24 protein-coding genes, 1 tRNA gene and 1 pseudogene are annotated in these 22455 nt (G+C 68.3%); 10 read left to right on the top strand and 16 right to left on the bottom strand.

The window, feature by feature from the left end; translation table 11 throughout:
* Window positions 1–10: 10 nt before the first annotated feature.
* Window positions 11–592, top strand: a complete 582-nt coding sequence (locus AB0I45_RS08540) for an HhH-GPD-type base excision DNA repair protein (RefSeq protein WP_295688572.1) — start codon at window positions 11–13, stop codon at window positions 590–592.
* Window positions 593–619: 27 nt separating this feature from the next.
* Here AB0I45_RS08540 and AB0I45_RS08535 read toward each other — a convergent pair whose 3' ends face one another.
* The 3 genes from AB0I45_RS08535 to AB0I45_RS08525 all read right to left on the bottom strand — a co-directional run bounded on the left by AB0I45_RS08535 (window position 620) and on the right by AB0I45_RS08525 (window position 2495).
* Window positions 620–1117: a pyridoxamine 5'-phosphate oxidase family protein gene (locus AB0I45_RS08535; protein WP_295688573.1), complete on the bottom strand. Its 498-nt coding sequence runs from the start codon at window positions 1115–1117 to the stop codon at window positions 620–622.
* A gap of 89 nt (window positions 1118–1206) precedes the next feature.
* Window positions 1207–1713 (bottom strand): SRPBCC family protein, encoded by a 507-nt coding sequence (locus AB0I45_RS08530; protein ID WP_345031659.1) that lies wholly within the window; start codon window positions 1711–1713, stop codon window positions 1207–1209.
* Between the two features lie 11 nt (window positions 1714–1724).
* Window positions 1725–2495, bottom strand: coding sequence for an SDR family oxidoreductase (locus AB0I45_RS08525; protein WP_295688575.1), 771 nt, complete (start codon window positions 2493–2495; stop codon window positions 1725–1727).
* Between the two features lie 128 nt (window positions 2496–2623).
* On the opposite strand from AB0I45_RS08525, the gene AB0I45_RS08520 reads away from it, so the two are divergent.
* On the top strand, window positions 2624–4408 hold the full coding sequence (locus tag AB0I45_RS08520; RefSeq protein ID WP_295688577.1) for a bifunctional 3'-5' exonuclease/DNA polymerase: 1785 nt from the start codon (window positions 2624–2626) through the stop codon (window positions 4406–4408).
* A gap of 10 nt (window positions 4409–4418) precedes the next feature.
* On the opposite strand, the gene AB0I45_RS08515 is transcribed toward AB0I45_RS08520, so the two are convergent.
* Window positions 4419–5069 carry an endonuclease gene (locus AB0I45_RS08515; protein WP_295688578.1) on the bottom strand — a complete coding sequence of 217 codons (651 nt, stop codon included), beginning with the start codon at window positions 5067–5069 and terminating at the stop codon, window positions 4419–4421.
* 80 nt (window positions 5070–5149) lie between these two features.
* On the opposite strand from AB0I45_RS08515, the gene AB0I45_RS08510 reads away from it, so the two are divergent.
* Complete coding sequence (locus AB0I45_RS08510; RefSeq protein WP_295688580.1) at window positions 5150–5857, top strand: MgtC/SapB family protein; 708 nt, start codon at window positions 5150–5152, stop codon at window positions 5855–5857.
* Between the two features lie 144 nt (window positions 5858–6001).
* Here AB0I45_RS08510 and AB0I45_RS08505 read toward each other — a convergent pair whose 3' ends face one another.
* Window positions 6002–6571, bottom strand: coding sequence for a mismatch-specific DNA-glycosylase (locus tag AB0I45_RS08505; RefSeq protein WP_295688582.1), 570 nt, complete (start codon window positions 6569–6571; stop codon window positions 6002–6004).
* A gap of 197 nt (window positions 6572–6768) precedes the next feature.
* On the opposite strand from AB0I45_RS08505, the gene AB0I45_RS08500 reads away from it, so the two are divergent.
* Entirely contained in the window at window positions 6769–7428 is a 660-nt protein-coding gene (locus AB0I45_RS08500; protein ID WP_247425181.1) for a hypothetical protein, read from the top strand.
* A 25-nt stretch (window positions 7429–7453) separates the two neighbouring features.
* Here the strand turns inward: AB0I45_RS08500 and AB0I45_RS08495 are convergent, their stop codons facing one another.
* On the bottom strand, window positions 7454–8341 hold the full coding sequence (locus tag AB0I45_RS08495) for an alpha/beta fold hydrolase (RefSeq protein ID WP_295688584.1): 888 nt from the start codon (window positions 8339–8341) through the stop codon (window positions 7454–7456).
* 86 nt (window positions 8342–8427) lie between these two features.
* Between AB0I45_RS08495 and AB0I45_RS08490 the strand changes: the two genes are divergently transcribed.
* Together AB0I45_RS08490 and AB0I45_RS08485 are read left to right on the top strand one after the other, a co-directional pair.
* Window positions 8428–8733 carry an acylphosphatase gene (locus tag AB0I45_RS08490; RefSeq protein WP_247425176.1) on the top strand — a complete coding sequence of 102 codons (306 nt, stop codon included), beginning with the start codon at window positions 8428–8430 and terminating at the stop codon, window positions 8731–8733.
* 11 nt (window positions 8734–8744) lie between these two features.
* A complete protein-coding gene (locus AB0I45_RS08485; RefSeq protein WP_295688588.1) occupies window positions 8745–9440 on the top strand; it encodes an HAD family hydrolase in 696 nt (231 codons plus the stop codon).
* A gap of 63 nt (window positions 9441–9503) precedes the next feature.
* Here AB0I45_RS08485 and AB0I45_RS08480 read toward each other — a convergent pair whose 3' ends face one another.
* The 3 genes from AB0I45_RS08480 to AB0I45_RS08470 form a co-directional block, all read right to left on the bottom strand.
* Window positions 9504–9818, bottom strand: coding sequence for a hypothetical protein (locus tag AB0I45_RS08480; protein ID WP_295688589.1), 315 nt, complete (start codon window positions 9816–9818; stop codon window positions 9504–9506).
* 116 nt (window positions 9819–9934) lie between these two features.
* Window positions 9935–10321, bottom strand: a complete 387-nt coding sequence (locus AB0I45_RS08475) for a hypothetical protein (RefSeq protein ID WP_295688591.1) — start codon at window positions 10319–10321, stop codon at window positions 9935–9937.
* A 126-nt stretch (window positions 10322–10447) separates the two neighbouring features.
* A tRNA-Gly gene (locus tag AB0I45_RS08470) sits at window positions 10448–10518 on the bottom strand.
* A 110-nt stretch (window positions 10519–10628) separates the two neighbouring features.
* Between AB0I45_RS08470 and AB0I45_RS08465 the strand changes: the two genes are divergently transcribed.
* On the top strand, window positions 10629–11144 hold the full coding sequence (locus AB0I45_RS08465) for a hypothetical protein (protein ID WP_345031538.1): 516 nt from the start codon (window positions 10629–10631) through the stop codon (window positions 11142–11144).
* A gap of 88 nt (window positions 11145–11232) precedes the next feature.
* Here the strand turns inward: AB0I45_RS08465 and AB0I45_RS08460 are convergent, their stop codons facing one another.
* The gene (locus AB0I45_RS08460) at window positions 11233–12663 is read right to left on the bottom strand and encodes a DUF222 domain-containing protein (protein WP_295688595.1); all 1431 of its coding nucleotides are present in this window, start codon (window positions 12661–12663) and stop codon (window positions 11233–11235) included.
* Window positions 12664–12875: 212 nt separating this feature from the next.
* On the opposite strand from AB0I45_RS08460, the gene AB0I45_RS08455 reads away from it, so the two are divergent.
* Window positions 12876–13151, top strand: a complete 276-nt coding sequence (locus AB0I45_RS08455) for an NAD(P)H-binding protein (protein WP_295688597.1) — start codon at window positions 12876–12878, stop codon at window positions 13149–13151.
* A gap of 12 nt (window positions 13152–13163) precedes the next feature.
* Here AB0I45_RS08455 and AB0I45_RS08450 read toward each other — a convergent pair.
* From AB0I45_RS08450 to AB0I45_RS08435, 4 genes and pseudogenes are all read right to left on the bottom strand, one after another.
* Window positions 13164–14274: pseudogene (locus tag AB0I45_RS08450) on the bottom strand (IS3 family transposase).
* Between the two features lie 193 nt (window positions 14275–14467).
* Window positions 14468–15928 carry a UvrD-helicase domain-containing protein gene (locus AB0I45_RS08445; protein ID WP_295688599.1) on the bottom strand — a complete coding sequence of 487 codons (1461 nt, stop codon included), beginning with the start codon at window positions 15926–15928 and terminating at the stop codon, window positions 14468–14470.
* Window positions 15921–17687, bottom strand: coding sequence for an ATP-binding protein (locus AB0I45_RS08440; protein ID WP_295688601.1), 1767 nt, complete (start codon window positions 17685–17687; stop codon window positions 15921–15923). Before AB0I45_RS08440 ends, AB0I45_RS08445 begins: the two co-directional genes overlap by 8 nt.
* Window positions 17688–18088: 401 nt before the next feature.
* Entirely contained in the window at window positions 18089–18325 is a 237-nt protein-coding gene (locus tag AB0I45_RS08435) for a hypothetical protein (protein ID WP_295688603.1), read from the bottom strand.
* A gap of 143 nt (window positions 18326–18468) precedes the next feature.
* Here AB0I45_RS08435 and AB0I45_RS08430 point away from each other — a divergent pair, with 143 nt between their 5' ends.
* Both AB0I45_RS08430 and AB0I45_RS08425 read left to right on the top strand, forming a co-directional pair.
* Window positions 18469–18996, top strand: a complete 528-nt coding sequence (locus tag AB0I45_RS08430; RefSeq protein ID WP_295688604.1) for a hypothetical protein — start codon at window positions 18469–18471, stop codon at window positions 18994–18996.
* Window positions 18993–19346, top strand: a complete 354-nt coding sequence (locus AB0I45_RS08425; protein ID WP_295688605.1) for a hypothetical protein — start codon at window positions 18993–18995, stop codon at window positions 19344–19346. Before AB0I45_RS08430 ends, AB0I45_RS08425 begins: the two co-directional genes overlap by 4 nt.
* Here the strand turns inward: AB0I45_RS08425 and AB0I45_RS08420 are convergent.
* Both AB0I45_RS08420 and AB0I45_RS08415 read right to left on the bottom strand, forming a co-directional pair.
* Window positions 19343–20497: a hypothetical protein gene (locus tag AB0I45_RS08420; RefSeq protein WP_345032620.1), complete on the bottom strand. Its 1155-nt coding sequence runs from the start codon at window positions 20495–20497 to the stop codon at window positions 19343–19345. The two genes, AB0I45_RS08425 and AB0I45_RS08420, sit on opposite strands and share 4 nt — an antisense overlap.
* Before the next feature lie 34 nt (window positions 20498–20531).
* Window positions 20532–22067: a recombinase family protein gene (locus AB0I45_RS08415; protein WP_295688608.1), complete on the bottom strand. Its 1536-nt coding sequence runs from the start codon at window positions 22065–22067 to the stop codon at window positions 20532–20534.
* Window positions 22068–22455: the final 388 nt, after the last annotated feature.

The raw sequence follows: 22455 nt of genomic DNA, 5'->3' as shown, positions 1-22455 counted from the left end.
AATGGTGGGCATGAGCGATCTCTACCTGTCCACGGATGCCCGCGCCGACGCCCTGCTCGCGGAGAACCCCTTCGCCCTGCTCACCGGCATGCTGCTCGACCAGCAGGTGACGATGGAGTCCGCGTTCGCCGGCCCCGCGAAGCTCGCCGAGCGCCTGGGCGGCTACTCCCCCGCCCTCGTCGCGGACATGGACCCCGAGGCGTTCCTCGCGGCGTTCCGGGAGAAGCCGGCGGTGCACCGGTTCCCCAAGTCCATGGCCGAGCGGGTGCAGAAGCTCGCCGCCGCGATCTGCAGTGATTACGACGGCGACGCCGCGGCGCTCTGGACCGCGGGTGACCCGGACGGCTCCGAGGTGCTCCGCCGTCTCAGGGCGCTGCCGGGGTTCGGGGAGCAGAAGGCGAAGATCTTCCTCGCGCTGCTCGGCAAGCAGTTCGACCTGCGAGCCGCCGGCTGGGAGGCCGCCGCCGGCGAGTACGGAGCCCCGGAGGCCCGGCTGTCGATCGCCGACGTCGTCGACGAGCACACGCTCGCCGAGGTGCGTGCGACGAAACAGGCCCGCAAGGCCGCCGCGAAGGCGCAGAAGAAGCGCTGAGCAGCAGCGGCCGGCGGCGCCGTTCGCTCACATGTCGACGGTGCGCGATTCCCCGGTCTTCGGGGTGCCCTTCGTCGCCGCCGAGGTGAGCATCGAGAGCATGGTGCGCACGCCGCCGGGCGAGTCCCAGTACTGCGCGGTGTGCGGGGTGACGCGGATGAGGCGCACGGCCGGGTCGTCGGCGCCGCCGTCGAACCAGGCGGAGGTGAAGGTGCTCCACAGCTCCTTCTGCTTCGCGACGTCGCGGACCACCGTCGCGGTGCCGGACACGGAGACCCAGCTCGACTTGCCGGAGTAGGCGACGTTGACCTGGGAATCGACGGCGAGCTCGTCGACGATGTCGGAGTCCGCGGTGGTGATGAACCAGACGTCGCCGTCTTCGACGACCTCCTGGGTGCCCATCGGCCGGGATACGAGCGTGCCGTCGGTGTCGACCGAGGTGAGCATCGCGATGCGGGTGTCGTTCATGAGCTCGCGAACCTTCTCGCGGAGCTCGGCCTCGGAGGTGCGGGTGCTGTCATTCATGGCGGGTTCCTTCCCATCGTCGTGTGCCCCCACTCTTCCAGGAACAAGGCACCTTGTCGATGGAACGGCCCCGAGGACTCGGCGGATGCTCAGCCGGAGGCCAGCCGCTCCCGCAGTCCCCGCTCCCCGGCGGCCATGACCCGGCCGTGCGCCCAGGGTGCGAGCGGTCGCAGTGCGCGCACGAGCCGGCGGCGGCTCACCACGCACCAGGTGATGGTGAGTGCGCTGCCGGCCCCCGCCTCGGCCGCGGTGAGCCGCCCGGTGCCGCGGAGGTCGCCGGCGGCGCGGACGAGGGCGCGCTCCGGCGGGCGGGTCTCGGTGAGCTCGAGGGCGAAGCGCATGCGGTGTCCGAGCGGGCTGCCGATGGTGAGGGCCACCCGCCGCCCGGGCGCGCCCTCACCGGGGTCGGCGATGACCCGCGCGCTGCGGATCCCCGGCCACCACCGGGGCCAGTGCTCGACCGCGATGAGCTCCTCCCACACCCGCGGAGGCGGCACCGGGGCCGTCCACGTCGAGGTGAAGTGGAACGCCGCGGATTCCCCGGGTGCGGGTGCGGTGTGCCGGTGGGGCCCGGCCGGTGCGGGGTGCGCGGTGATCGGGGTGCCGCTCAGCCGGCGGACCAGCCGGCGTCGACCGGGATCACGGCGCCGTTGACGTCGGAGGCGGCGTCCGAGGCGAGGAAGGCGATGACCTGGGCGAGCTCCTCGGGCTTGGCGTTGCGGATCGCGCTCTGGTGGACCGGGGTGATCGCAGCGAGCCCGTGCTCGGGGTTCATCGCGGACATGTCGGTGCCGGACATGATGTTCGTCTCCACTCCGCCCGGGCAGGCCGCGTTGCAGCGGATGCTCTGCTTGCCGTAGGTGTAGGCGGTGTTGAGGGTGAGGCCGATGAGCCCGTGCTTGGAGGAGGTGTAGGCGGCACCGGCGGCGCCCCCGCGCAGGGAGGCCGAGCTGCCGACGTTGACGATCGCGCCGCCGCCGCGCTCGAGCATGACCGGGATCGCAGCGCGGATGAGGTACATCGGAGCGGTGAGGTTGACCCGGAGGATCCGGTCCCACTGCGCGGTGTCGACGTGGGCGGCCCCGGCGAAGGCGTCCATGATGCCGGCGTTGTTGACCAGGCCCAGGCGGTCGCCGCGCTCGGCGGCGAGTGCGATGAGATCGGCGGCGGCCTGCTCGTCGGAGATGTCTGCGACGACGGCGGTCGCCTCGCCCCCGGCTCCGGTGACGAGCTCGACGGTCTCGTGCGCGGACTCGGCGATGTCGGCGACGACGACGTGCGCGCCGCGGGAGGCGAGGAGCTGCGTCGTGGCGCGGCCGATCCCCGATCCGGCTCCGGTGACGACGATCGTGTGTCCGGTCATGTCGGTGGTGGTCATGGATCCTCCGTGATTCGGCGGGTGCGTGCGGTCGCGCTCGGGTGTGAGACGCGCCACCTCGAGCCTGTCACAATCACCGGGCCCCCGCATCCGAACTTCTGTCGAACGCACGGCGCGATAATGGGGAGATGCACATCGTCCTCGGCCCCGCAGATCCCGGTCCCGGAGCAGCCGGGCCCGCGGACCCGGGCCCGTCCCCCTGGCGGGCCCTGCTCGTCGAGGACGGCCGGACCGTCGGCGCCCGCGACGCCCCGCTGTCCGAGCTGCCGGGCCTCGTGCGCTCGCTCGCGGCGGAATCGCCCCGGCCCGAGGCGATCCGCTGGGTGTGGTCGCAGACCGCCCGGGTCTACCCGCCGCTCCTCGCCGCCGGATTCGAACCGGCCCGCTGCTGGGACCTGAGCCTGTGCCAGCGGATCCTCAGCCAGGCGGCCGGCTTCCCCGACACCGGGGTGGAGTACGCGCCAGTCGTCGAGCTCGATCCGACCCCGCCGGAGCCCGCCGAGGAGCGGGTGCTGCCGCGCGTCGATCCCGCCCAGGGATCCCTGTTCGACTCCCCCGCGGCCGGCGAGCGCTCAGGCGAGCCCACGGCCGATCAGCTCGCAGCGGAGCTCGCCGCACAGCTGCGCGCCGTCACCGGGAGCCGGTACCCGCAGCGGCTCACGCTCCTCCTGGCCGGGGAGTCGCAGGGCGGGATGATCGCGGTCGAGATGAACGCCGCCGGCCTGCCGTGGCGCCGTGACCTCCACGAGGCGCTGCTCGCCGACGCGCTCGGGCCGCGCCCGGCCGACGGCGCCCGGCCGGCCCGGATGCAGGAGCTCGCCGACCGGATCGCCGCCACCCTCCAGGTCGCCGGGGTCAACCCGGACAGCCAGCCCTCGCTGCTCAAGGCGCTCCACACCGCCGGGATCCCGGTGCGGACGACGAGCAAGTGGGACCTCATGGCGTGGGCGGAGGAGGGCGGCGAGCGGGTCGAGGAACGGCGAGCGCTCATCGCCGAGCTCCTCGAGTACAAGACGCTCCAGCGGCTGTGGACCGCGAACGGCTGGCACTGGCTCGACGAATGGGTGCGCGCCGGCCGCTTCCATCCGTCCTACGCGGTCGGCGGGGTGGTGACCGGCCGCTGGGCCGCTCACGGCGGCGGGGCGATGCAGGTGCCGGCGACGGTGCGCGGGGCGGTGCGGGCCGACCCGGGGTGGCTGCTCACCGTGGCCGACGCCTCCCAGGTCGAGCCGCGCATCCTCGCCGCGATGTCCGGGGACCGGGCGCTCGCGCAGGCGGGCCGCGACGGCGACATGTATCTGGGCGTCGCAGAGCTCGGCCGGCGGGCCGGGTCGGCGGTGAGCGAGCGCTCGCGGGCGAAGATCGCGCTGCTCGGCGCGATGTACGGGTCGACGACCGGGGACTCCGGGGCGCTCGTGCCGCACCTGCGCCGGCTGTTCCCGGCGGCCCTCGAGTTCGTGGAATCCGCTGCCCGGATCGGGGAGCGCGGTGGTCGCGTCGCGACGTGGCTCGGCCGCACCTCGCCGGCCCCGAGCGCGGACTGGCAGGCGCAGGTCGCCGATGTGTCGACTGCGGAGGCCGAGTCCCGGGCGCGGTCGATGACCCGCTCCCACGGGCGGTTCACCCGGAACTTCGTCATCCAGGGCACGGCGGCGGAGTGGGCTCTGTGCTGGATGGGTGCCGTGCGCCGGCGGCTGCATGCGGGAGGCGCGGACGGCGCGGGGCTGCGCACGCGGCTGGTGTTCTTCGTCCACGACGAGGTCGTGCTCCACGGCCCGGCGGAGGAGGCCGGGGAGGTCCGGACCCTCCTCGCCGAGGCGGCCGCGGAGGCCGGACGGCTGCTGTTCGGCAATGCTCCCGTCGAGTTCCCCCTCACCGTGTCCTCGGTCGAGTCCTACGCCGAGGCGAAGTGAGCCGGCGGGGTCATTCTTCGTCGAGCAGCCCCGGGTCGCGGGCGATCCTGACCAAGGCGGCGGCGAGTCCTGCGAAGTCGTCGCCGCTCACCAGCTCGGCCAGAGCTTCGGGGTCCGTCGGCAGCCCGGCCGCCTCGGCGCCCTGCAGGACGAGGTCGTCGGCCAGGGGCCGGAGCGAGGGCCACACCGCCTGCACCTCGCGCAGGAAGATGTTCGCCCCGGCAGGTCCGATCCCATCGAACTCCTGCAATCCGTCCGCGATCCTGCCGGGGTCCCCCTCCGCCTCTTCGCGCAGGCGCCGCAGGTCACCCGTCCACCGGTCGAGGAGCAGCGCCGCGGCGTCGTCGAGGCGCGTCGCAGTGCTCTCGTCGTAGCGCCGGTAGCCGCCCCGGCCGAGCGCATCGACCCGCTCCTGCCAGGTGCTCTCACGCAAATGCTCCGGCGTGCGCCAACCGGCGTCGAAGAGCTCTCCAGCGGTGGCGACGGCGATCTCCGACCGGATCCGGGCCGACAGCAGCAGGCTGAGGACGAGCAGTTGCCACAGCGGTGCCGGAGTGTCGCGCAGGGTGATGCCCGCCTCGTCGCAGAACGTCGTGCCGAACTCCTCGATCAGGCGGCGGGCGGTCCCCTGCTCGGTCTCTGATCGCTTCTTCGCTGTCATAGTGTTCCATCTTCCACCCCGGCGCGGATTCCGCAAGGCCAGGCGCTCCCGGACATAGGATGTCCCCACAGGAGGCAGGTATGGACTTCGATGTGATCCCGGACGACCTCGCGACCCAGGCGGTGCTGCTCGGCTGCGCCTTCGTCCTCTCCGCGATCATCGGGATCGAGCGCGAGGTCCGCCACAAGAGCGCGGGTGCCCGCACCCACATCCTCGTCGGCCTCGGCGCGGCCCTGTTCACCCTCGTCTCCGCGTACGGCTTCGCGGGCATGGTCGACGGCGATTCCGTCCGCGACCCGGGCCGCATCGCCGCGCAGATCGTCACCGGCATCGGCTTCCTCGGTGCCGGGGTGATCTTCGTCAAGCAGAACGTCGTGTCCGGTCTCACCACCGCCGCCTCGATCTGGGTAAGCGCCTCGGTCGGCATGGCGTGCGGCGCAGGGATGCCGATCATCGGGGCGCTCGCCGTGGTGTTCTACCTGTTCACCGTGACGGTGGTGAATGCGCTCGTCGAACGGATCAAGCGCCCCGAGCTCGCCGAGCACTTCACCGTCCAGTACGAGGACGGTCGCGGGGTGCTGCGCGACATCCTCAGCGAGACCTCCCGGCAGGGCTACGAGTCCTCGCTCAATCACACCCGCCGGGTCCGGGGCGAGAGCGGGAAGCTCATCGAGGCCGACCTCCGCTTCACGCCGCGGCAGAGCGGGGTGGACCGCGGGGTGTTCGAGATCCTCCACGACATCACCGGGGTGCACTCCGTGGAGATCAACGAGCAGGTCAATGACTGACCTCCACAGGAGCATCCCGCACGACCGCACCGGCATCCGCGTAGGCGCACACGCCCGCACCGGGGCACCATGCTCGAGGTGTTCGCCCGCGCCCACCAGCAGTTCTCCGACCGGCCCTGAGCGCCGGAACCAGCCAGAACCGTGTCAGTTTCCGCCGACCCCGGCGGCCGTCGCGATCTCCCGATAGGCCTCGGCGAGGTCGTCGAGACTCGCATGCGCATTGAGCCCGCTCGGATTCGGGGCGACGAACAGCGCGGCGCCCGGCCACGGCGATTCCTGCCGGCCGGTGACGGCGCGGGGCGCCTCGAACGCGGTGCGGTACGCGGTGATCCCGAGCACCGCGACGACCCGCGGGGCGTGCTCGACCACGAGCCGGTCGAGCCGGCGGGCCCCGGCGCGCAGTTCCTCCCGGGTGAGCTCGTCGGCGCGGGCGGTAGCGCGCGGGCAGATATTGGTGATCCCGATCCCCCGCCCGGTGAGCTGCGCCCGGTCGGATTCCGTGTACCCGTCCGCGGCGTCGATGAGGGTGTCGGTGATGCCGGCGCGGTGCAGCGCGGGATGGAACCGGTTGCCGGGCCGGGCGAAGTGGGCGCCGGTCGCCGCCGTCCACAGGCTCGGGTTGATCCCGACGAACAGCAGCCGCAGCGGCTCCGGCAGGAGGTCGGGGACGGTGGCATCGCGGAAGCGCTCGAGCTCGGCACGGCTGAAACCCATGCGCCCAGGCTACGCGGGGCGCTCCGCGCGCCGTGGCGGCCGGTCGGCATTGCCCGCGCCGGGGCCGGGGACTGCCGTCGGATCCGACGGGTCCGCAGCGTGCGGACCGCTCCCCGGAGGAGGAGACCCTCATGATCATGGCATCCCCTGCCCTCCGCGCTGCCATGCAGGGGCATCGACCCCAGGGAGCCTGAGTCATGAGCAGGGATCGTGAGCGACTCAGGCCGGCACAGCTCCGCCGGGTCGACGAGCTGTGGGGCCGGCTGTGGCACACGGGCTCCGTCGAGATCCCGCCGCGCACGGGGCGCCTCGTGCTTTTGCTCATCGGGGCGGTCGTGTTCACCCTGCTCATCTGCATACTGCTGTTCACCACCGCGGTCGCTGTCGGCAGCGGGGAGGAGCCGTGGTGGGTCGCGTTCAACCCGATGACGCTGATCATGTTCGTCGGGCTGTTCTTCTTCGGCTTCCTGGGGATCCCGGCCGTCATCATCGTCATGGTCAACCGTCCCACCCTCGTGCTCAACCGGGACGGCTACGCCGAGGTCGTCGGACGCGGCAGCAGCCGGAAGGTCCGCGCGTTCCTGCCGTGGGACGACGTGGAGCGGATCGGTGCGACCTTCATCGCGGCCCACAAGTGGCCGATGCCGCCGACCCACCTCGTGACGATCGTCCTCACCCCGGAGGCGTTCGCGGCGCACACCGCGGGCAGCGGCAAGCTGGCCCGCATCCTCTCCGCGGCCGACCGCTCGATCTCCGGGCCGCGCTCGTTCGTCCTGCGCCACGGCATCCACGGTCACGGCCGGGTGCTCCAGGAGCTCTTCACCCGGGCGCACGAGCAGTTCGCCCGGACGCGGTGACCGGGGCGACCAGGGGTGGCCGGGGTCAGTCCCTGTCGTCGAGGAGGAATCCGCGCAGCACGGCGATGAACTCCTCGGGCTTCTCCGAGTGGAGCCAGTGCCCGGCGTCCTTGATCATCATCCGCGTGGTCCGCGGGAACAGGGCGCGCATCGCCTCCCCGTATTCGGGGCGGATGTAGTCCGACTTCGCGCCGCCGACCCACAGCACCGGGTGATCGAACCGGGCATCGCCGAGTTCGGGGAAACCACCGATCACCGCCAGCGACTCGTGGAGGAGTTCGAGGTTCGGCTCCCAGAACAATCCGTCGTCGCCGCTGCGGAGGTTCTGGAGGAGGAAACCGCGGACCGTGCGGTTGGGGATCGACTCGCTGAGCGCCTCGTCCGCAGCCGCACGGTCGGCCACGGAGCCGAGGTCGAGAGCGCGGAGACTGCTGAGCAGATGGTCGAACTCGGACCCGCCCGACCCGGCGTCACCTGCGTCATCGGACACTGCGTCATCGGACACTGCGTCATCGGACACTGCATCACCGGATTTCGCGGCCTCGGTCCCGACCGGGGAGATGTCCTCGACGACGAGCCGGTCGACGAGCTCGGGGTGGCGCAGCGCGAGCACCATGGCGACCTTGCCGCCCATCGAATGGCCGATGACGTCGACGGGGCCGGCCGCGGCGAAGTCCGCACGCAGCGTCGCGGCGACGTGGTCGGCCATGGCGCGGTAGTCGAACTCCTCCGTCCAGTCCGAGCGGCCGTGGTTCGGGAGGTCGACGAGGAGGCTCGTGCACTCCGGCTCGAGGCCCTTGGCGATCCGGGTGAAGTTCTTGCCGCGGCCGAACAGCCCGTGGAGGAACACGACGCGGCGCTCCCCGTCGCCGACGGTCCGGGTGAAGAGGTCGATGCTGTCTGAGTCCGTCACGCGTGCAGTCTAACGGGGCGGCCGGGTCGACGTGGGCAGCCCGAGCCCCCTCCCCGGGTGGGGATCCGCTCGTTAGGGTGGAGGTCATGACGAACGCTGAGCAGACCCCGGACCAGGCGGAGAACCGAGCGGCGCGGGTCGTGGTCACCGGTGAGGTGCAGGGCGTGTCGTACCGGGAATCGTGCCGCCGCGCAGCGGAGTCCCGAGGGGTGGCCGGCTGGGTGCGCAACACCGAAACCGGGACCGTGGAGGCGCTGTTCGTAGGTCCCGGAGCCGCGGTCGACGCGATGATCGACTGGTGCCGCACCGGACCGCCCGCGGCCGAGGTGGCCGGCGTGCACGTGGAGCCGAGCGACGAGTCGGCCCCTGACGCCGGTTTCACGGTCCGCTGAGGGAGCGCGCGATGACACACGACACCGTCCTCCTCGACGTCGACGGCACCCTCATCGATTCGACGTACCACCACGCGATCGCCTGGCACCGCGCCTTCGGCGACTACGGCATCGACCTCCCGATGTGGCGCATCCACCGGGCGATCGGCATGGGCGGCGACCGGCTCATCACTGCCGTTGCCGGGGCCGAGGTCGAGGAGCGGCTCGGCGACGTGCTGCGCACGGCGCACGGGGAGAAGTACGAGGAGATCGCCGAGGATGTGGGCCCGTTGCCCGGTGCGCGCGAACTCGTGCAGTTCCTCGGCGAGCGCTTCATCGTGGCGCTCGGGTCCTCGGGCAGTCCCGAGCACACCTCCCTGGCACTGGAGAAGGTGGGGCTCGGCGAGCACGATATCGCCGCCGCGACCTCATCCGGGGACGCGGACTCCTCCAAGCCGGCGCCGGACATCCTCCGGGCCGCGCTCGAGCAGGCGGGCGGGACGAGCGCGATCGTCGTCGGCGACGCCCCCTACGACATCGTCGCCGCCGCGCGGATGGGTGCCCCGTGCATCGCAGTGCGCACCGGGGGCTTCGGACCGGCCGAGCTCGAGGCGGCCGGAGCGATCCTCGTGGTCGACGGGCTGCCCGAGCTGCTCGAAGCGGACTGGGATGCACTTGCTCGCGCGACCCCGCCGGCGGGCGCCGAGGACGACCCGCCGGTGCTCTGAACAGCGTTTCGGCGAGTCCCGGCGCTCGGGGTTCATCCGAACAGTGTCAGAAGCGCCGCGGTGTCAGAAGCTCCATGGGCCGCCGTTGAGCGTGCCGGCGATCATGGTGAGGGCGCCATTCACCACAACACTCACGAACGTGTAGGCGGCGACCGCTGTCGCGACCACGACGAGCGGCCTGCGAGGTCGGACGCGGGCAAGGTGGACGATCCCGAGGACGAGGGCGACCAACGAGATGATCACACTGACGATCACCCCTGTCCGACCGAAGAGGACGTAGGTGTTGAAATCGATCGGCCCGTCGATGACCACCGGGAGCAGCTGGAGCACCGCGCTGTACCCGATCTCGACGAGCCACGCCAGCGCCGCGAGGACCACAGCGCTGATGCCCAGGGAACCGCCGAACAGCGAGCGGCGGATGGTGCGACGCAGGGCCCGAGTACGCGCGCGGATGCGGATCTGCGGGCCGGAACTCCGGAGTCGCGTCAGTCATCTCAGAACCTCCCTGCAAGGAAACCGGTCGACAAACCGAGGACGCCGAAGAACACGGTGTCGAACACGATGAGTGCGGCGATCGTCGTGGCGATGACGGTCAGCGAGCGACGGGGCCGCACCCGTACCAGACCGATGGTCCCGCAGACGAGTGCGGCGAGAGCGGTGACGAGGATGACGATCGCGCTCACGAACGCGAACAGACCGTACAGCTCGAACGACCCAGAGAAATCGGGTGCCAGCAGTGGGAACAGGTACAGTCCCACTGACCGCGCCACCGTGAATGCCCACGCGAGACCGGCGAGGATGACAGCGACGAGACCGATCGGGCCGCCGGTTCTCGAGGAGCGCGGTGCCGGCGGCGCCGCATACTGCGATGGTTCGATCATGGTACGAGCATAAGTAGTCGGCGGGTGTGCAGATGCCACTGGGCGAGGACGACGAGCCCGCGGCTGGAGATCAGCACGCCGGCCGCGGCTGTGCAGCCGATGTCGGGCGCCTCAGGGCATGAAGAGAGCGGGCGACGGGAATCGAACCCGCGTATCCAGCTTGGGAAGCTGGCGCTCTACCATTGAGCTACGCCCGCGTGCAGTGAGAGTCTAACGCACATCTGGCCGGTGCGAAGAACCGGGAGGTTGAATCCACAGCCTGTGGAAAACGCCTGCACGACGATCCGAACCCGGTCACACTGTGCTCATGGGAATCAGATACCGCGCCTTTCCGCTCCGCACTGACCTCGACCTGATGTACGCCCGAGCGAACCCGTTGGAATGCGCTCACGCGCTGGACCACCGCGAACATGAATGGGAGCACACCGCTCCGGGAACTCCTCGAATCGGTGAGCTGTACCTCGATAAGGCGTGGAGGCAACTGCAGTGGTACTTCTCGGAGAGCCCGCCGATACCGGATGAGCTGCGGGGTCCCGTCGCGGCTCATTCGCTCGCGCGGCCGGGTCTGCTCCTGCTGAGCGGCGACGTTTCGTTCGTCGGAACCGACTACGGCTGGGACCCTTACCTCGGCGTCGTTCCTGCACCGTATGTGCGAATAGCCGCCGACGACTACGCCACCGTCGATGAGAACGATCTATTCGAGCGTGGAGAAGAGTATCGCGCGGGTGACGGCGAGTATTGCCGGAAGTACTTCGTCCACCTGCGCGATACGACCCGCCGGTGGTCGGATGAGGGGTTCGGAGCGCTCTACTACATCGGCTGAGCCTCGGGTGCTCTTCTGAACCATGCGAACACCGGGACAGACCGACCTCCGCCGCGCACGTCACGACAGCTGCATCCTGCAACCGGCATCACGACGCAACAGGGAACTCGACGAGCCGGGACCGCAGCAGGTGCTCGGCCATGCTGAGGATCCTGCCGGGCGGAGAGCGATCATCGTCGAGGCGCTCCCCGGCCGGACCTGCAGGTGACGGACCTGCTCGTGACGGGTCCGCACGGGCTCCCGTTACCGCGGACTGCAAGGGAGCGACGACATCGGCGTGGGTGATCATCACCGGCGGAGTGTCGACCGTGTACTCGTGCCCGGTCGGGGTGCGCACTGCGAGCACATCCGGTGTCGCGTCGTGGGTCCAGCCGGGGTTCTCCTTCGCGTAGTTGCATGCCGCGCAAAGCCCGGAGGCGTTCGTGAAGTCCGTGACCCCGCCGTCCCGGTGCGGCTGCGCGTGATCGACGTGTCGGATCGGCGCATCGCAGAAGGGGCTGCGGCACACGTCGTCCCGGAGCATCACCATCCGCCGCAGCAGCCCGGTGAACTCCCGTCGCCGCGAATCCATTCCCACCAGGCGGCCACTGTCCGGCGTGGTGAAGAGCCGCCGGAGGAACACCCCGGCCTCGCTGTCTCGCAGCATGCGGCGGGCGGTCCCCGCAGGGACCGGCCCGTGGCCCGGGATCCACGCCGGCTCCTCCCCTTCTCCGACAAGCGCGGCGTCGGTCATGACGAGATGCACCTCGACCGGCACGGCCTCAGCTGTCGTCTGCCCGGTGACGTGCTCGACGAGGAGATCGGCCGCCCGCTGCGCCACTGTTCGTCCCCCGGCCTCTCCGGTGCCGACGAGAGCGGCCGCGGACTTCTGCAAGGTGGCGTACACCGCGACCGCCTGCGGCATCGGCAAGAGCGCAGTGAGGTACGCCATCCCACCGGGGGTCGGCCGCACACTCACCCGACGCTCCTTCACCGTGCGCTCGAGGTGCTCCACCGCGGCATCCTGGTCGAGACGCTGGGCGTGGGCGCGGGCTTCTGCCCCGAGCCGGCGCACTCCGGTCTGCTCGAACCGGTCGGACATGAGCTCATCGACCTGGCGACGCTTCTCCCCGCGCAGCCATGACGTCTCGCGGTGGAGCACGTGGGCCTTCTCTTCCGACACGGCTCCAGCGGTCAGTGCCGCGAACGTCCGTGGCAGGTCCCGATCGAGGGATCGGGCGAGGCCGAGGAAGCGGGCGCCTCGGGCCGGGGACTCCCTCCGAGCGAGTCCGATCTCCGCGTCCAGGCCGCGGCACCGGGCGGTCGATTCCGCCCCGCGGGCGGCCTCGGACTCGTTCCGCAGTCGGTCGAGAGCGATCACGGCGCGAGCCTGCGCGGCGGTCGCCGCGGCCTTGAGCTCCTCGAGCACGCGGACCCGGTCGATCGCCTCGGACTCGGACTCCACCGCCTCCAGTACCGCGAGCGCATCGCGCACCGCGGCGACATCGCCGGTGGTGCGGACTCCCTGCTCCTGGTTCATGCCATCCACGCTAGCGCGACCCACAGACACGGGTCCTCACCAGGAGGAACGCCGGTACCAGCGAACACGGACCGCGGCCTCGTACCCGGCTGGGCGCCTCGGTCCCGGCGATCCCGACGGTCATCTGCCCTCGAGTGCTCCGACTAGGATTGATCCCCGAACGCACCGCACATGCACGGCACACGCATCCACCGCGAAGGAACGGGGGCTTCATGAGGATCACTGTTGTCGGCGGCTCGAAGGGCACCGGCGCCCAGCTCGCCGAGCTCGCACTCTCCGCCGGGCATGAGGTCACCGTGGTCTCGCGCAGCGGCAGGGCGCCGGCCGGAGCGTCGAAGGCGATCGGGAGTGCGACCGATCCGGGACTCGTCGCAGCGGCCGTCGCCGGTGCGGATGCCGTCGTCGTGACCGTCGGCGGCGCCAAGGGCGTGCACCATCAGCGAGCCGCTGTCACCCGGACCGTCATCGCTGAAGCGCCCTGGGTCTGATGGAGACTCGCGCTATTTGATTCCGACCAGGTGTTCACGGTCGGCTTGGACAGCATAGAACGCGTTCTCGAACTCGGCGGGCGGGACGTCGCCGAGGTAGCCGTGGAGGCGCTGCGTGTTGTGCCAGTGCACCCAACCGAGGGTGGCGAGCTCGAGATTCTCGACCGTCTTCCACGGCCCGGACCGGGCCGGCCCGCGGACGAGTTCGGCCTTGTAGTACCCGTTCACCGTCTCGGCCAGGGCATTGTCATAGCTGTCACCGACGGTCCCGATCGACGGCGTCGCGCCGATCTCCGCGAGGCGTTCGCCGAAGCGAATGGACGTGAATTGAGACCCCGCGTCGCTGTGACACCGCAGGTCCGCGTGGCGGTGACCTCTGGACCAGCGGGCCATCTCGATGGCGTCGCGGTGAACTCCCGCTGCACCAGATCCGGGTGTCGCGCGGACGCCGGATCCGGCCTGGTCGTCTTCACCCGTTTCGAGCGCCTCGCGCCCTCGATCCCTGCCACCTTCATCAACCTCGCGGTCTGGTCGCGGCCGATCGCGATCCCCGCCCGCCGGGCCGCCTTCCAGAGCTTGCGGACCCCGTAGACCCGGTAGTTCGCCTCCCACAGCTCGACGAGCCGCGGGATCAGCTCCTCGTCCCGCTGGGCACGGGCGGACGGGGTGCGGGTCTTGGCGGCGTAGTAGCTGCTCGGAGCCACCTGTCTGCAGATGAGCTCGACTCCGAGCCGGCGACCGTCGACGAGGTCGTCCTTGTTCGCGTCGATGAACGCGACTACTTCCGGTAGTGGCGGTCGAGCTCCGCCCCGAAGAAAGACGCAGCCCGCTTCAGCACCTCGTTGGCCCGGCGAAGCTCGCGGACTTCTTGCTCGAGCTCGTTCACCCGCTGCGCCTCCGCCGAGCTCACGCCGGAGGTGACACCCTCGTCGATGTCGGCCTGCTTCACCCACATCCGCACGGATTCGACCCCGTACCCGAGCTGCGTCGCGACTCGCTGCACGGTTCCTTGCGTGACCCCGAGCTCGGCCCGCAGCGTCCTCACCATCCGCACCGCGGCGGCCTTCTCCTCGTCCGAGTAGCGACGCGTCGTCGGCTTCCCATTCGCCAGTTCCTTCGGCATAACTCCATCCTCGTTTCCAAGGTCAGGAGCCTCCAACAAACTCAGGGCGCTTCAAACCTACTACAGGCACAAGTCATTGAGCATACGTGGCTAAACATCGAACGATGCGGCGGGAAACCCAAGCTCACGCATATTGAAACATGAACAATGTCCGAACGTGAGCGATAGTTCGCTTCCGACTTAGTCATTCGCTTCAATTACCGGCAGGCATGTCCATCCGTGTGGCCATTTTCGCCGCGGGAAGTACGACGGTGTCACTAATCACTGCGACCGACTTCGAGCCCCGAGTTAGAGCAACGTAGAGTTCTTGGGCACTGTACTTCTCAGGACTCAGAATAATGACATGGTCATACTCCAAGCCTTTGACGAGCAGCGGCCGCGAAACCACACGTGCACTCGGTCTGCGTCCGACGGCGCGAGTATGGTTTCGTGTGCGTTGGAGCGCATCAGCGACCGTGCAATCCTCGGTCGCAGCCACCGTGACCGCCCGGAGGACCTCGCGCCATGCCTCGCGGCAGTGAATGGTGACCTGAGGGAGCTCGCCGAGCCGCTCAAGCGCGATCCGCACGAACCTGGGCTGAGGATCGCTGCGCACCTGCAGGACAGCCTGATACGCGGGCATCAGTTCGGCGCTCCTGGTTGTGAAGGACTTGCCTTCACCGAGCTGCTTTCGTTTGGTTGACGTAATGTGCTTCGCGAGACCGCTGCTGCAGTCGATCGCGAACTTCACGAGTGCCTGCGCAATCTCCGCGCCGCCCTTGGTGTCGATCTTCTCGGCTAGTTTAACTGGAATCTTCTCATCGAGGGCCTCCATCACTGAATAGTTGCCGCCCAGTGTGCCAGCCGCGTTGACACAGTCCCAGCGCTGGTGCCCGAGGACAGCGACCGTGCCTTCGAGCTTCAAGGCTGAATAGCACGTCTGCACGTGCGTCCGCGCGTGACGTCGTTCCACCCATTTGACCGGAGCCGATGCGAGATTTATCGGCATGCCGTGGACGAGTTGTTCCCGGACGCTCACAAGCCACGCGCCCAGCGCCTGGTGATTCGGATCCCAGCGGCGCGGCCTGTAGGCGACCTCCGTGCCGGGGAAATTGGGGATCACGTCAGAATCCCAATCCACCGGCTGGTTCGCGCCAAAATTGAACAGGCTCTGCAGTGGGTCGCCGAACACGGCGGTGGGGATCGACGTTGCCAGAGCAAGCACGAGTTCATGTTGATCGACCAGGCAGTCCTGATACTCGTCGACAAACAGATGGGTGTAGCTGACCTTGAGCATCCGGCCCACGGCTCGCGAACGTGCCGCGCATGCGGCTGCTCGGTGATATTCATCGGACATGTCCCAGTCAGGGGCAGGCGGCACGACGAGCCCCGACAAGTCCGGGAAATGGGCGATCAGGTCATATGCCCAGGAGTCCAGGGTGCGGACTAGCACCGGGCCGCTGAGGACCCCGAACTTCTGCATCCGTCGGCGAAGGGCATCAACGCCAGCATGGGTGTGCGTCAGGACCAGGCACGATCCGCCTCGCCGAGCCACCTCCGCAACCGCCGCTGCGATCAGTTCCGTCTTGCCAGCGCCCGCGGGGAGGGTCACGGAGCACGGCAGCGCGGCGAGCACAATCTCGACTGCTTCCTCGATGCGAGGCTCCTCAGCCATTGGCAGACTGCTCCGGAATATCCACCGGCTCCAGCGCCGCCGGGTAGACGAAATCGCGTAGCTCGCCAATGACCTGTAGCAGGTGGGTATTCTCCAGGCCTCCCCCGTGAGCAATGACGATAGCAGCGAGTTCCTCGCCGCGGTCCTCTCGCTTGAACCACTCTTTGTCCTTGGCGGTGGCGGCATCCGCAATTGCACTGCGCAGCGTGGGCTCGTCCACAGAGGCCTGCGCCTGCCAGGCGGATGCGTCGGTTCCCGAAAGCTTGTCATTGCCGAGCTTCGCTACAACTGACGACAGAATGGCCTGCTCACCCTTGATCTCCAGAGCCAAGTCGACGAGGGCCTGCAACCCTTCGAGTGAGAGGGTCTGGATCACCTCGTCCTCGAGCGCATGCCCAACTTGCCAGCGGTGCACCTCGACGCCAGCTTGCTCGGAACTCTCCACCGATCTGTCGATTCTGCGATCGTCGTTGTCGACCAGCATGCAGGTCGGGTACCCGAGTCGCTGAAAGTTCTGAGCGCGTTGGGAGGGCTGTGTGCTGCCCTGTCCGTTGACCAGCACGGTCCCGAGCGATGCCGCCGGAGGACGACCATCGGAGATCCGCTCTGCATCCCAATGCCGAATCAGCCCTCGCAGGAAGCCGACCTCCGTAGCGCCTTCACCGACAAGAACGCGACGCCCAAGTAAAGCGTCAGGAGCACTTCGGAACGTACCTTGCACGTTATCCAGGTCGTCGGGCACATTCTGGCAGTCCGTCCTACCCGCCCCGTCGGACCTCACGACGACGAGATCATCGGCGTTAAGCGTCTTGACTGCCGTGGGCGAATGCGTCGTCATGATCACCTGCAGCTGGCCATCGAGCGCGCGCTTCTTGAGGTGGTAGAGGACCTGCGCCAGACGATGCGGCTCAAGTCCGTGCTCGACTTCGTCGATGGCGATGATCGAGCCGTCTGCCATCGCCTGGTCCTGGATCGACAGGCTCGTTAGCCGCCGTGTGCCCAAGCCGAGACTCGACAGCGGGACGTCCCCGTCATGGAGCATGAGGGTGTGCGCGGAGGTGACCGAACCCGGCGCCAGCCCCGGCCGCAACTGTCCAAACTGCGCCGCGCCGAAATCCCGAGCCGATCTCTGCGCCGCCATCGCAGCATCATGCAGAGCATTCGGGTCGGCGTCGAATACGGCTCGGCGCGCCCCTCGGTGCGCATCGAGAATGACGGACGAAGCACCTTCAACGCCTTCAGTCAGTCCCGAGAGAGCCGATCCGCGCCCCCAGCGAAGGTGGTAGTCGGGGCGCTCTCCGAGGCGAAAAAAGCCCAACTGCCGACGCTGGCTTGCGGAGATAGGACGAGCGTCGTCAGAGCCCGGCCGCACGACTTCCCAGGTCGGATCGAGCTCCGGCGTCACGGTAAGCCTGACCACTAGGCACTCTTCAGCTTCGTCGACGGGGTCGTGCACCAGAGTGCCATCGGGCATGACACCGGAGCGTTCCTTGCCGAGCTGGCTTTCTTTGACCAGGTTGTCCGGCAGATCGGTCACCGCGGCCTCGATGACAATGTCCCTCGACAGATCGAGGCCGTAGAAATCAGCGTCCGTGAACTGCGGATTGTAGTTAGGGCTGAGCACCAGGCCGATGGCGTCCAGCAGGGTGGTCTTAGTGCTGTCGCCCGCTCCGACAAGGCCAATCAATCGTTGATTGATCGCCCACTCCGCAGACTCGATTCCGCGGAAGTGTTCTATCCGGAGCAGGCGGAGCATCATCGGGCTACCTCATCATTGAAGCGGACACTTACAGGCGCATGCCCTCGCTCGAGCCACGGCGCGCACGGTCTCAAGGCGCTTGACGAACAAGACGCTCGTCCAGCAAACGTCAGGGGGCTGCACGTTCGGTGAGGGGCACCCTCAATCGTCTCATAAGGGGCGTCTCGTTTCGGCGTCTCTCGAGACAGGGATATGAGACCGGCACGCCTCCGGAAGTACAACGGCGACGCCATGGCTCATCAAGGTGATGTCTATGAGACTCAAGCCGACGCCTGAGATCTGATGTGGCAGACTAAGAAGTGAACACCCCGGATGACCCCCCAACTCCTCGGAGCGACGTCGCCGGGGTTTTGCTTCGCCGGGAAGCTTCCTCCTTGAAGCGTGACAGGTGTCTCTGAGACTCAGGCCGTCCGCTCGATCTGCGCGATCGCCTCTTCGGTCAGGTCATCCGCTGCCAGCTGTTCTAGCGCCTCCCCCGGCGTGTCGCATCCGAACGTCGAGCCGTAGAACAGCTCGATACCCGCACCGTCATGGTGCGCATGATGCGAACCCACCGCCTCGGCGGTCCAAGAGTTCTCTCCAGCCTCGCGCCGGACCTCGATCAGGAAGTACGTTGCGCCCTCATCGTTCACGGCCATGATGCAATCCTCTCTCGGAGACGTCGGCACCGCCGGATGCGGCGCGGATCACTCCAACTGTACGAAGACAGCACGCCGGAATCAGCGCGATCGCCGGGCGAGTCGATGCGGCTGTTCTCGCACGGGACCAGCACCTATTCTGCGTGGTTGTTCACAACGCGCTGTGCTCGTTGGAGGATTGGTCCATGGGTAAAGGACGACGAGGACGATTCACGATTGAAGGCCAAGAGTTCACGGGATGGATCCCGGCCAAGGAGCTGACGACCCACGAGCAGGAGAAGATCGAGCGCCTCGAGGACGCGATGAACGACCGGCCCCTCGGCTTCGAGGTGCACCAGTCCATGGAGCGGCAGCGCAAGGAGATCGAGGGCGATCTCATCCCGACCTGCGAGTGCGGGCGGAAGGGCCTCCCCGACGACTGGATCTCACCTTCATTCCGCAACCACCGCACGGGACAGCAGCACATCAGCCATCGCCACAAGGCCGAGATGGACAGGATCGTCGGCCATCAGTCAGCCCGGATGGCCGCCGCGGCTCTCGATCACGCGGCCGACGCCTGGGACGGCGACAAGGCGGTCGCGCAATGGCTGCGCGACCGCGCCGAGCACATCGTCGAGGTCGACTACTACGACGGTGAAGAGTGGCCGGAGCAGGCTCAGGCGGACGCATGACGGACGAACTCGACGCGCGCCTCGCCGACGTGCGGGACGAGCTGCTGCGCTCCGGGGTGCCGCGGCGTGAACTCGGCGGCGAAGGGCACCTCCTCGCTGCCCTCACGATCGTCGCCCGCCTCCACCGACCGCAGGACGTCGAGGAGTTTTGCCCCGCCACGTTCGGCGACCCGTGCTCAGTCGCGGACAGGTTCGAGCACCGTGACCTCGGGGACGGAGCCTCCGTCCACGCCGGCGTCGTCGTCCACCGCGAGTGCGCGACGTGCACGGATGAGGACAATCAGCCGGCCGAGCACCCGTGCGCCGAATACGAGGCCGTGGTCGAGGCGCTGGGGCAGTCGCAGCGCTAGTGCTGCGACTCCTCGGCGAACCGACGGGCGTCGTCGCGCATCGCTTCCAGCTTGGCGTAGTTGCTCAGCACGATCTCGGGCTCATAGGTCTGAGGTATCGTCAATTGCCGCATGCGAGCGAGCACCTCCTGGTCCGACAGGCTTTGCAGCCACGCGGCGATCTCCTCGGAGCTCGGAGCGTCGTCCATCCGGGACAGCGTCTCCACTAGGTCGATGCGCACGCTCGCTGCGCCGAGGCGATCATTGTGGAGCTGAGCCGCGGAGGTCGTCACCCCCGACGTCAGCGCCTCGCGCTCGTCGTCGTGGCCGACGGTGATCTCGTACCTGCACGGCAGCGCCGGGGAGGGCGGCTCGGTGCCGGTGACCAAGCGAGGGATCGCCTGCGTCCGAACCCATGTGGCCAACTCATCGAGCTCCCGCATGAGCACCGGCCATCGCTTCGTGCGCGGTCGGTTGATGCCGATCGTCGGGAACAGCGCGACGGGGACCCTCGTCCCCAGAGGCGTCTCCGCGATGACCTCACCGACCTCCAGAGGCACCTCAGGGCGACGCTCGATGTCGGCCAGGGACGGCGGCGTGCGGTCTTCGCGGTCGATGGCGGCGAGCCGGACGGCGGTAATCGCCGGTGCTCGGTGCTTCGAGTGATTCGTGTGCAGCGCGAGCAGTGCCAGCGGGTGGTTCTCCGGATCCCGCAACCGATGAAAGGGCTGCAGGCCCTCGATGCGCCGCAGGACCTCACTGCCGCGCTGCAGAGACGGCGGGCCGCTCTTCGCGCGGCTCTTGACCCACTTCTGGAAGTCGTCGTAGGTGCGCGAAGCGGGCATCTCGACGACCTTGGCCGCCTTCTCGTCGAGCTCGCCGTCGCAGAACTCAATCTCCGCGAACAGCGTGTGCTCGATGGCGTTGCGTAGCGCCACCACTGCGTCAGCGACCAGCAGCGGCACCTTGCGCGGTATCGGCTCGACTCCGGTGACGACGGTACGGCTGTGTGTCGCGCCGATTTCTTCCTGAAGCTGAAGGATGCCGTCCGGGTGCGTCTGGTAGCCGTAGAGGGTCTCTGCGACCTGGGCGATGAGCTCATCAGCGTGCGCGAGCGTCGCAGCGACGCCGAGGTGGCGGTCGGGCAACCATGTATATGCCTGAGTCCTCACGGCAAGATCCTCGCGTGCCAGGTCCACGACGCGATCACGACTTCGGCGTGATCTGCACGGTCTCGGGGTCGAACGTTTTCTTGCCCCGCGGGTGCGGGTAGAGTCGTACGGTGGCGAAGAATTCGATGACGCGCCGCTTGATCATCAGGTCGGCCTCGTCGAAAGCAGCAACGGGGTCCGCGGCATCGAGCACTCCCCCGAGATCCTCCGTTGTCGTGAGCTGACGCTTCTCCTGTTCCAGCTGGGCGATCTCCGCGTTCTCGGCATCCCGGATGCGCTTGAGGTCGAAGCCCTCGACGATCTCGGCGTCGTAGTCGGCCTGTGCGCGCTTGATCTTGGCTTCGTGCTTCGCAATCAGCTCGCGAATAGCATCGAGCCGCGGTTCGTCGGGGAGGACCAGCGCGTCGGCGAGATCCGGTCGGGACAGGCGCTCCCGGATCACACGGATCACCCAGTCATCGATCTGCTTCCGAGAGCGCATGAGATGCCCCTCGCACCGGTAGCGCAGGCTGTGGGCCCGGACCGGCTGCTCGCAGATGCCGCAGAGGTAGAGTCCTGAACCGATGTGCTTGCGTGCCGTGGATCCGGTCTTGTTGGTGATGCGTCGGGGTTCGTTGAGCCTGTCCTGGACGCGCCACCACACGTCAGGCTCGACGATTGGCGTCCACTGCCCCATCACCGGGTCGCCGTTCTCGTCCCGGAGGACCTGCGCGTGCCAGGTGCGACGCTTGTTCTTCTCCCGATCCGTGCGGTCGGTATATACCGAGTAGCCGGCGTAGCGCGGGTTGCGAAGGATGCCAAGCACCGTCGACGAGTCCCACGGCCCGTCCGCGGGCACAGGGCTCAATGGGAGGCCCTCTGCCTTCCGACGCTCGTTGCGCTCGATCGCCAATGTGCGGCTGCGCTTCGGCAGGTGAGGCAGCGTCTTTGGGACCACGTCGGAGACCTCCCCGGAAAGGCCACGGGCGATTGCCGCCACCGAGGGCCCATCGTCGATGGCGAAGAGCCGGAACATCTCATGGACGACAGCGGCCTCGTCTTCGATGAGGTCGCCGTTCGTCGCATAACCCAGAGGGCGGACGCCCTTGGGTGCTCGGCCCTGTTGCGCCCGCTGGAGCTGAGCACGAGACTGCCGCTCGGCCTTGGCCTCGATCTCATTGCGGGCCACCGCCGAGAACAGATCAGCTGCAAGTCGACCCATCGACGTCGAGCAGTCGATGTCGTTCCCCTTGGCGAAGGTCAACAGCACGTGGTGGCGCTGCGCCGCCTCGATGATCCGCACGCCGTCTATCCGGTTGCGCTCGAGTCGTGGCCATTCCTGCGCGACGACGACATCGACAAGGCCCTTATCGATGTCCGTGAGCAGCCGCTCGAATGCCGGGCGGCTCTTGCGCCCAGAGCCCGTCGTGTCGTTGTCCTCGTAGACGTCGACCTGGGTCCAGCCACGGTGTTCGATCAGCTGCTCTGCATCCTCGCGATGCCGCGTAACGCCTCTCCGGTTGTTGTCCCGGTCCAGCGAGATCCGGAGGTAGATGGCTGCTCGTCGCGGAACCGATGTCGAGTTGTCCACGTGCACGAGGATATCCGCAGACAGTGGTCCGCGCCGAAACTGGGCGATGCGGCCATCGTCACTAACGCAGAATCGCGTTACATCTCCTTGATCGAGGATCTAATGTGTTCACGCTCGTCCGCAGTCAATTCATAGAGATCAAACAACTGCTCGTCGACTTCGTCCGACGATCGCGACCAGTCGATCTTGGAGCCCGAGGACACGTCCACCTGCGGCACGAAGCGGTAGGTGCGCCTCGACGCATCTTGACTAACCTTCGCCATTGAGTGCAGAAAACGAGCAAATCTCGACTTTGTTTAGCCGCGGGGTTCGGTAGCGTGCGTGGGACGGTCCGGTAGCACTGGCGGGTGGAGTCGGTAGCGCTTGCGGGTGTTGTGTTCCAGGATTG

This window comes from Brevibacterium sp. NPDC049920, from assembly GCF_040656435.1.
GTDB classification, from domain to species: domain Bacteria; phylum Actinomycetota; class Actinomycetes; order Actinomycetales; family Brevibacteriaceae; genus Brevibacterium; species Brevibacterium pityocampae.
This window is presented reverse-complemented; position numbering and strand designations above follow the sequence as displayed.

Excerpts from the sequence above, each read along its gene's own strand:
- AB0I45_RS08540 (WP_295688572.1), top strand. The coding sequence starts at position 11 with ATGAGCGATCTCTACCTGTCCACGGATGCCCGCGCCGACGCCCTGCTC.
- AB0I45_RS08535 (WP_295688573.1), bottom strand. The coding sequence starts at position 1,117 with ATGAATGACAGCACCCGCACCTCCGAGGCCGAGCTCCGCGAGAAGGTT.
- AB0I45_RS08525 (WP_295688575.1), bottom strand. The coding sequence starts at position 2,495 with ATGACCACCACCGACATGACCGGACACACGATCGTCGTCACCGGAGCC.
- AB0I45_RS08520 (WP_295688577.1), top strand. The coding sequence starts at position 2,624 with ATGCACATCGTCCTCGGCCCCGCAGATCCCGGTCCCGGAGCAGCCGGG.
- AB0I45_RS08515 (WP_295688578.1), bottom strand. The coding sequence starts at position 5,069 with ATGACAGCGAAGAAGCGATCAGAGACCGAGCAGGGGACCGCCCGCCGC.
- AB0I45_RS08510 (WP_295688580.1), top strand. The coding sequence starts at position 5,150 with ATGGACTTCGATGTGATCCCGGACGACCTCGCGACCCAGGCGGTGCTG.
- AB0I45_RS08505 (WP_295688582.1), bottom strand. The coding sequence starts at position 6,571 with ATGGGTTTCAGCCGTGCCGAGCTCGAGCGCTTCCGCGATGCCACCGTC.
- AB0I45_RS08500 (WP_247425181.1), top strand. The coding sequence starts at position 6,769 with ATGAGCAGGGATCGTGAGCGACTCAGGCCGGCACAGCTCCGCCGGGTC.
- AB0I45_RS08490 (WP_247425176.1), top strand. The coding sequence starts at position 8,428 with ATGACGAACGCTGAGCAGACCCCGGACCAGGCGGAGAACCGAGCGGCG.
- AB0I45_RS08485 (WP_295688588.1), top strand. The coding sequence starts at position 8,745 with ATGACACACGACACCGTCCTCCTCGACGTCGACGGCACCCTCATCGAT.
- AB0I45_RS08475 (WP_295688591.1), bottom strand. The coding sequence starts at position 10,321 with ATGATCGAACCATCGCAGTATGCGGCGCCGCCGGCACCGCGCTCCTCG.
- AB0I45_RS08465 (WP_345031538.1), top strand. The coding sequence starts at position 10,629 with ATGGGAATCAGATACCGCGCCTTTCCGCTCCGCACTGACCTCGACCTG.
- AB0I45_RS08460 (WP_295688595.1), bottom strand. The coding sequence starts at position 12,663 with ATGAACCAGGAGCAGGGAGTCCGCACCACCGGCGATGTCGCCGCGGTG.
- AB0I45_RS08455 (WP_295688597.1), top strand. The coding sequence starts at position 12,876 with ATGAGGATCACTGTTGTCGGCGGCTCGAAGGGCACCGGCGCCCAGCTC.
- AB0I45_RS08445 (WP_295688599.1), bottom strand. The coding sequence starts at position 15,928 with ATGGCTGAGGAGCCTCGCATCGAGGAAGCAGTCGAGATTGTGCTCGCC.
- AB0I45_RS08440 (WP_295688601.1), bottom strand. The coding sequence starts at position 17,687 with ATGATGCTCCGCCTGCTCCGGATAGAACACTTCCGCGGAATCGAGTCT.
- AB0I45_RS08435 (WP_295688603.1), bottom strand. The coding sequence starts at position 18,325 with ATGGCCGTGAACGATGAGGGCGCAACGTACTTCCTGATCGAGGTCCGG.
- AB0I45_RS08425 (WP_295688605.1), top strand. The coding sequence starts at position 18,993 with ATGACGGACGAACTCGACGCGCGCCTCGCCGACGTGCGGGACGAGCTG.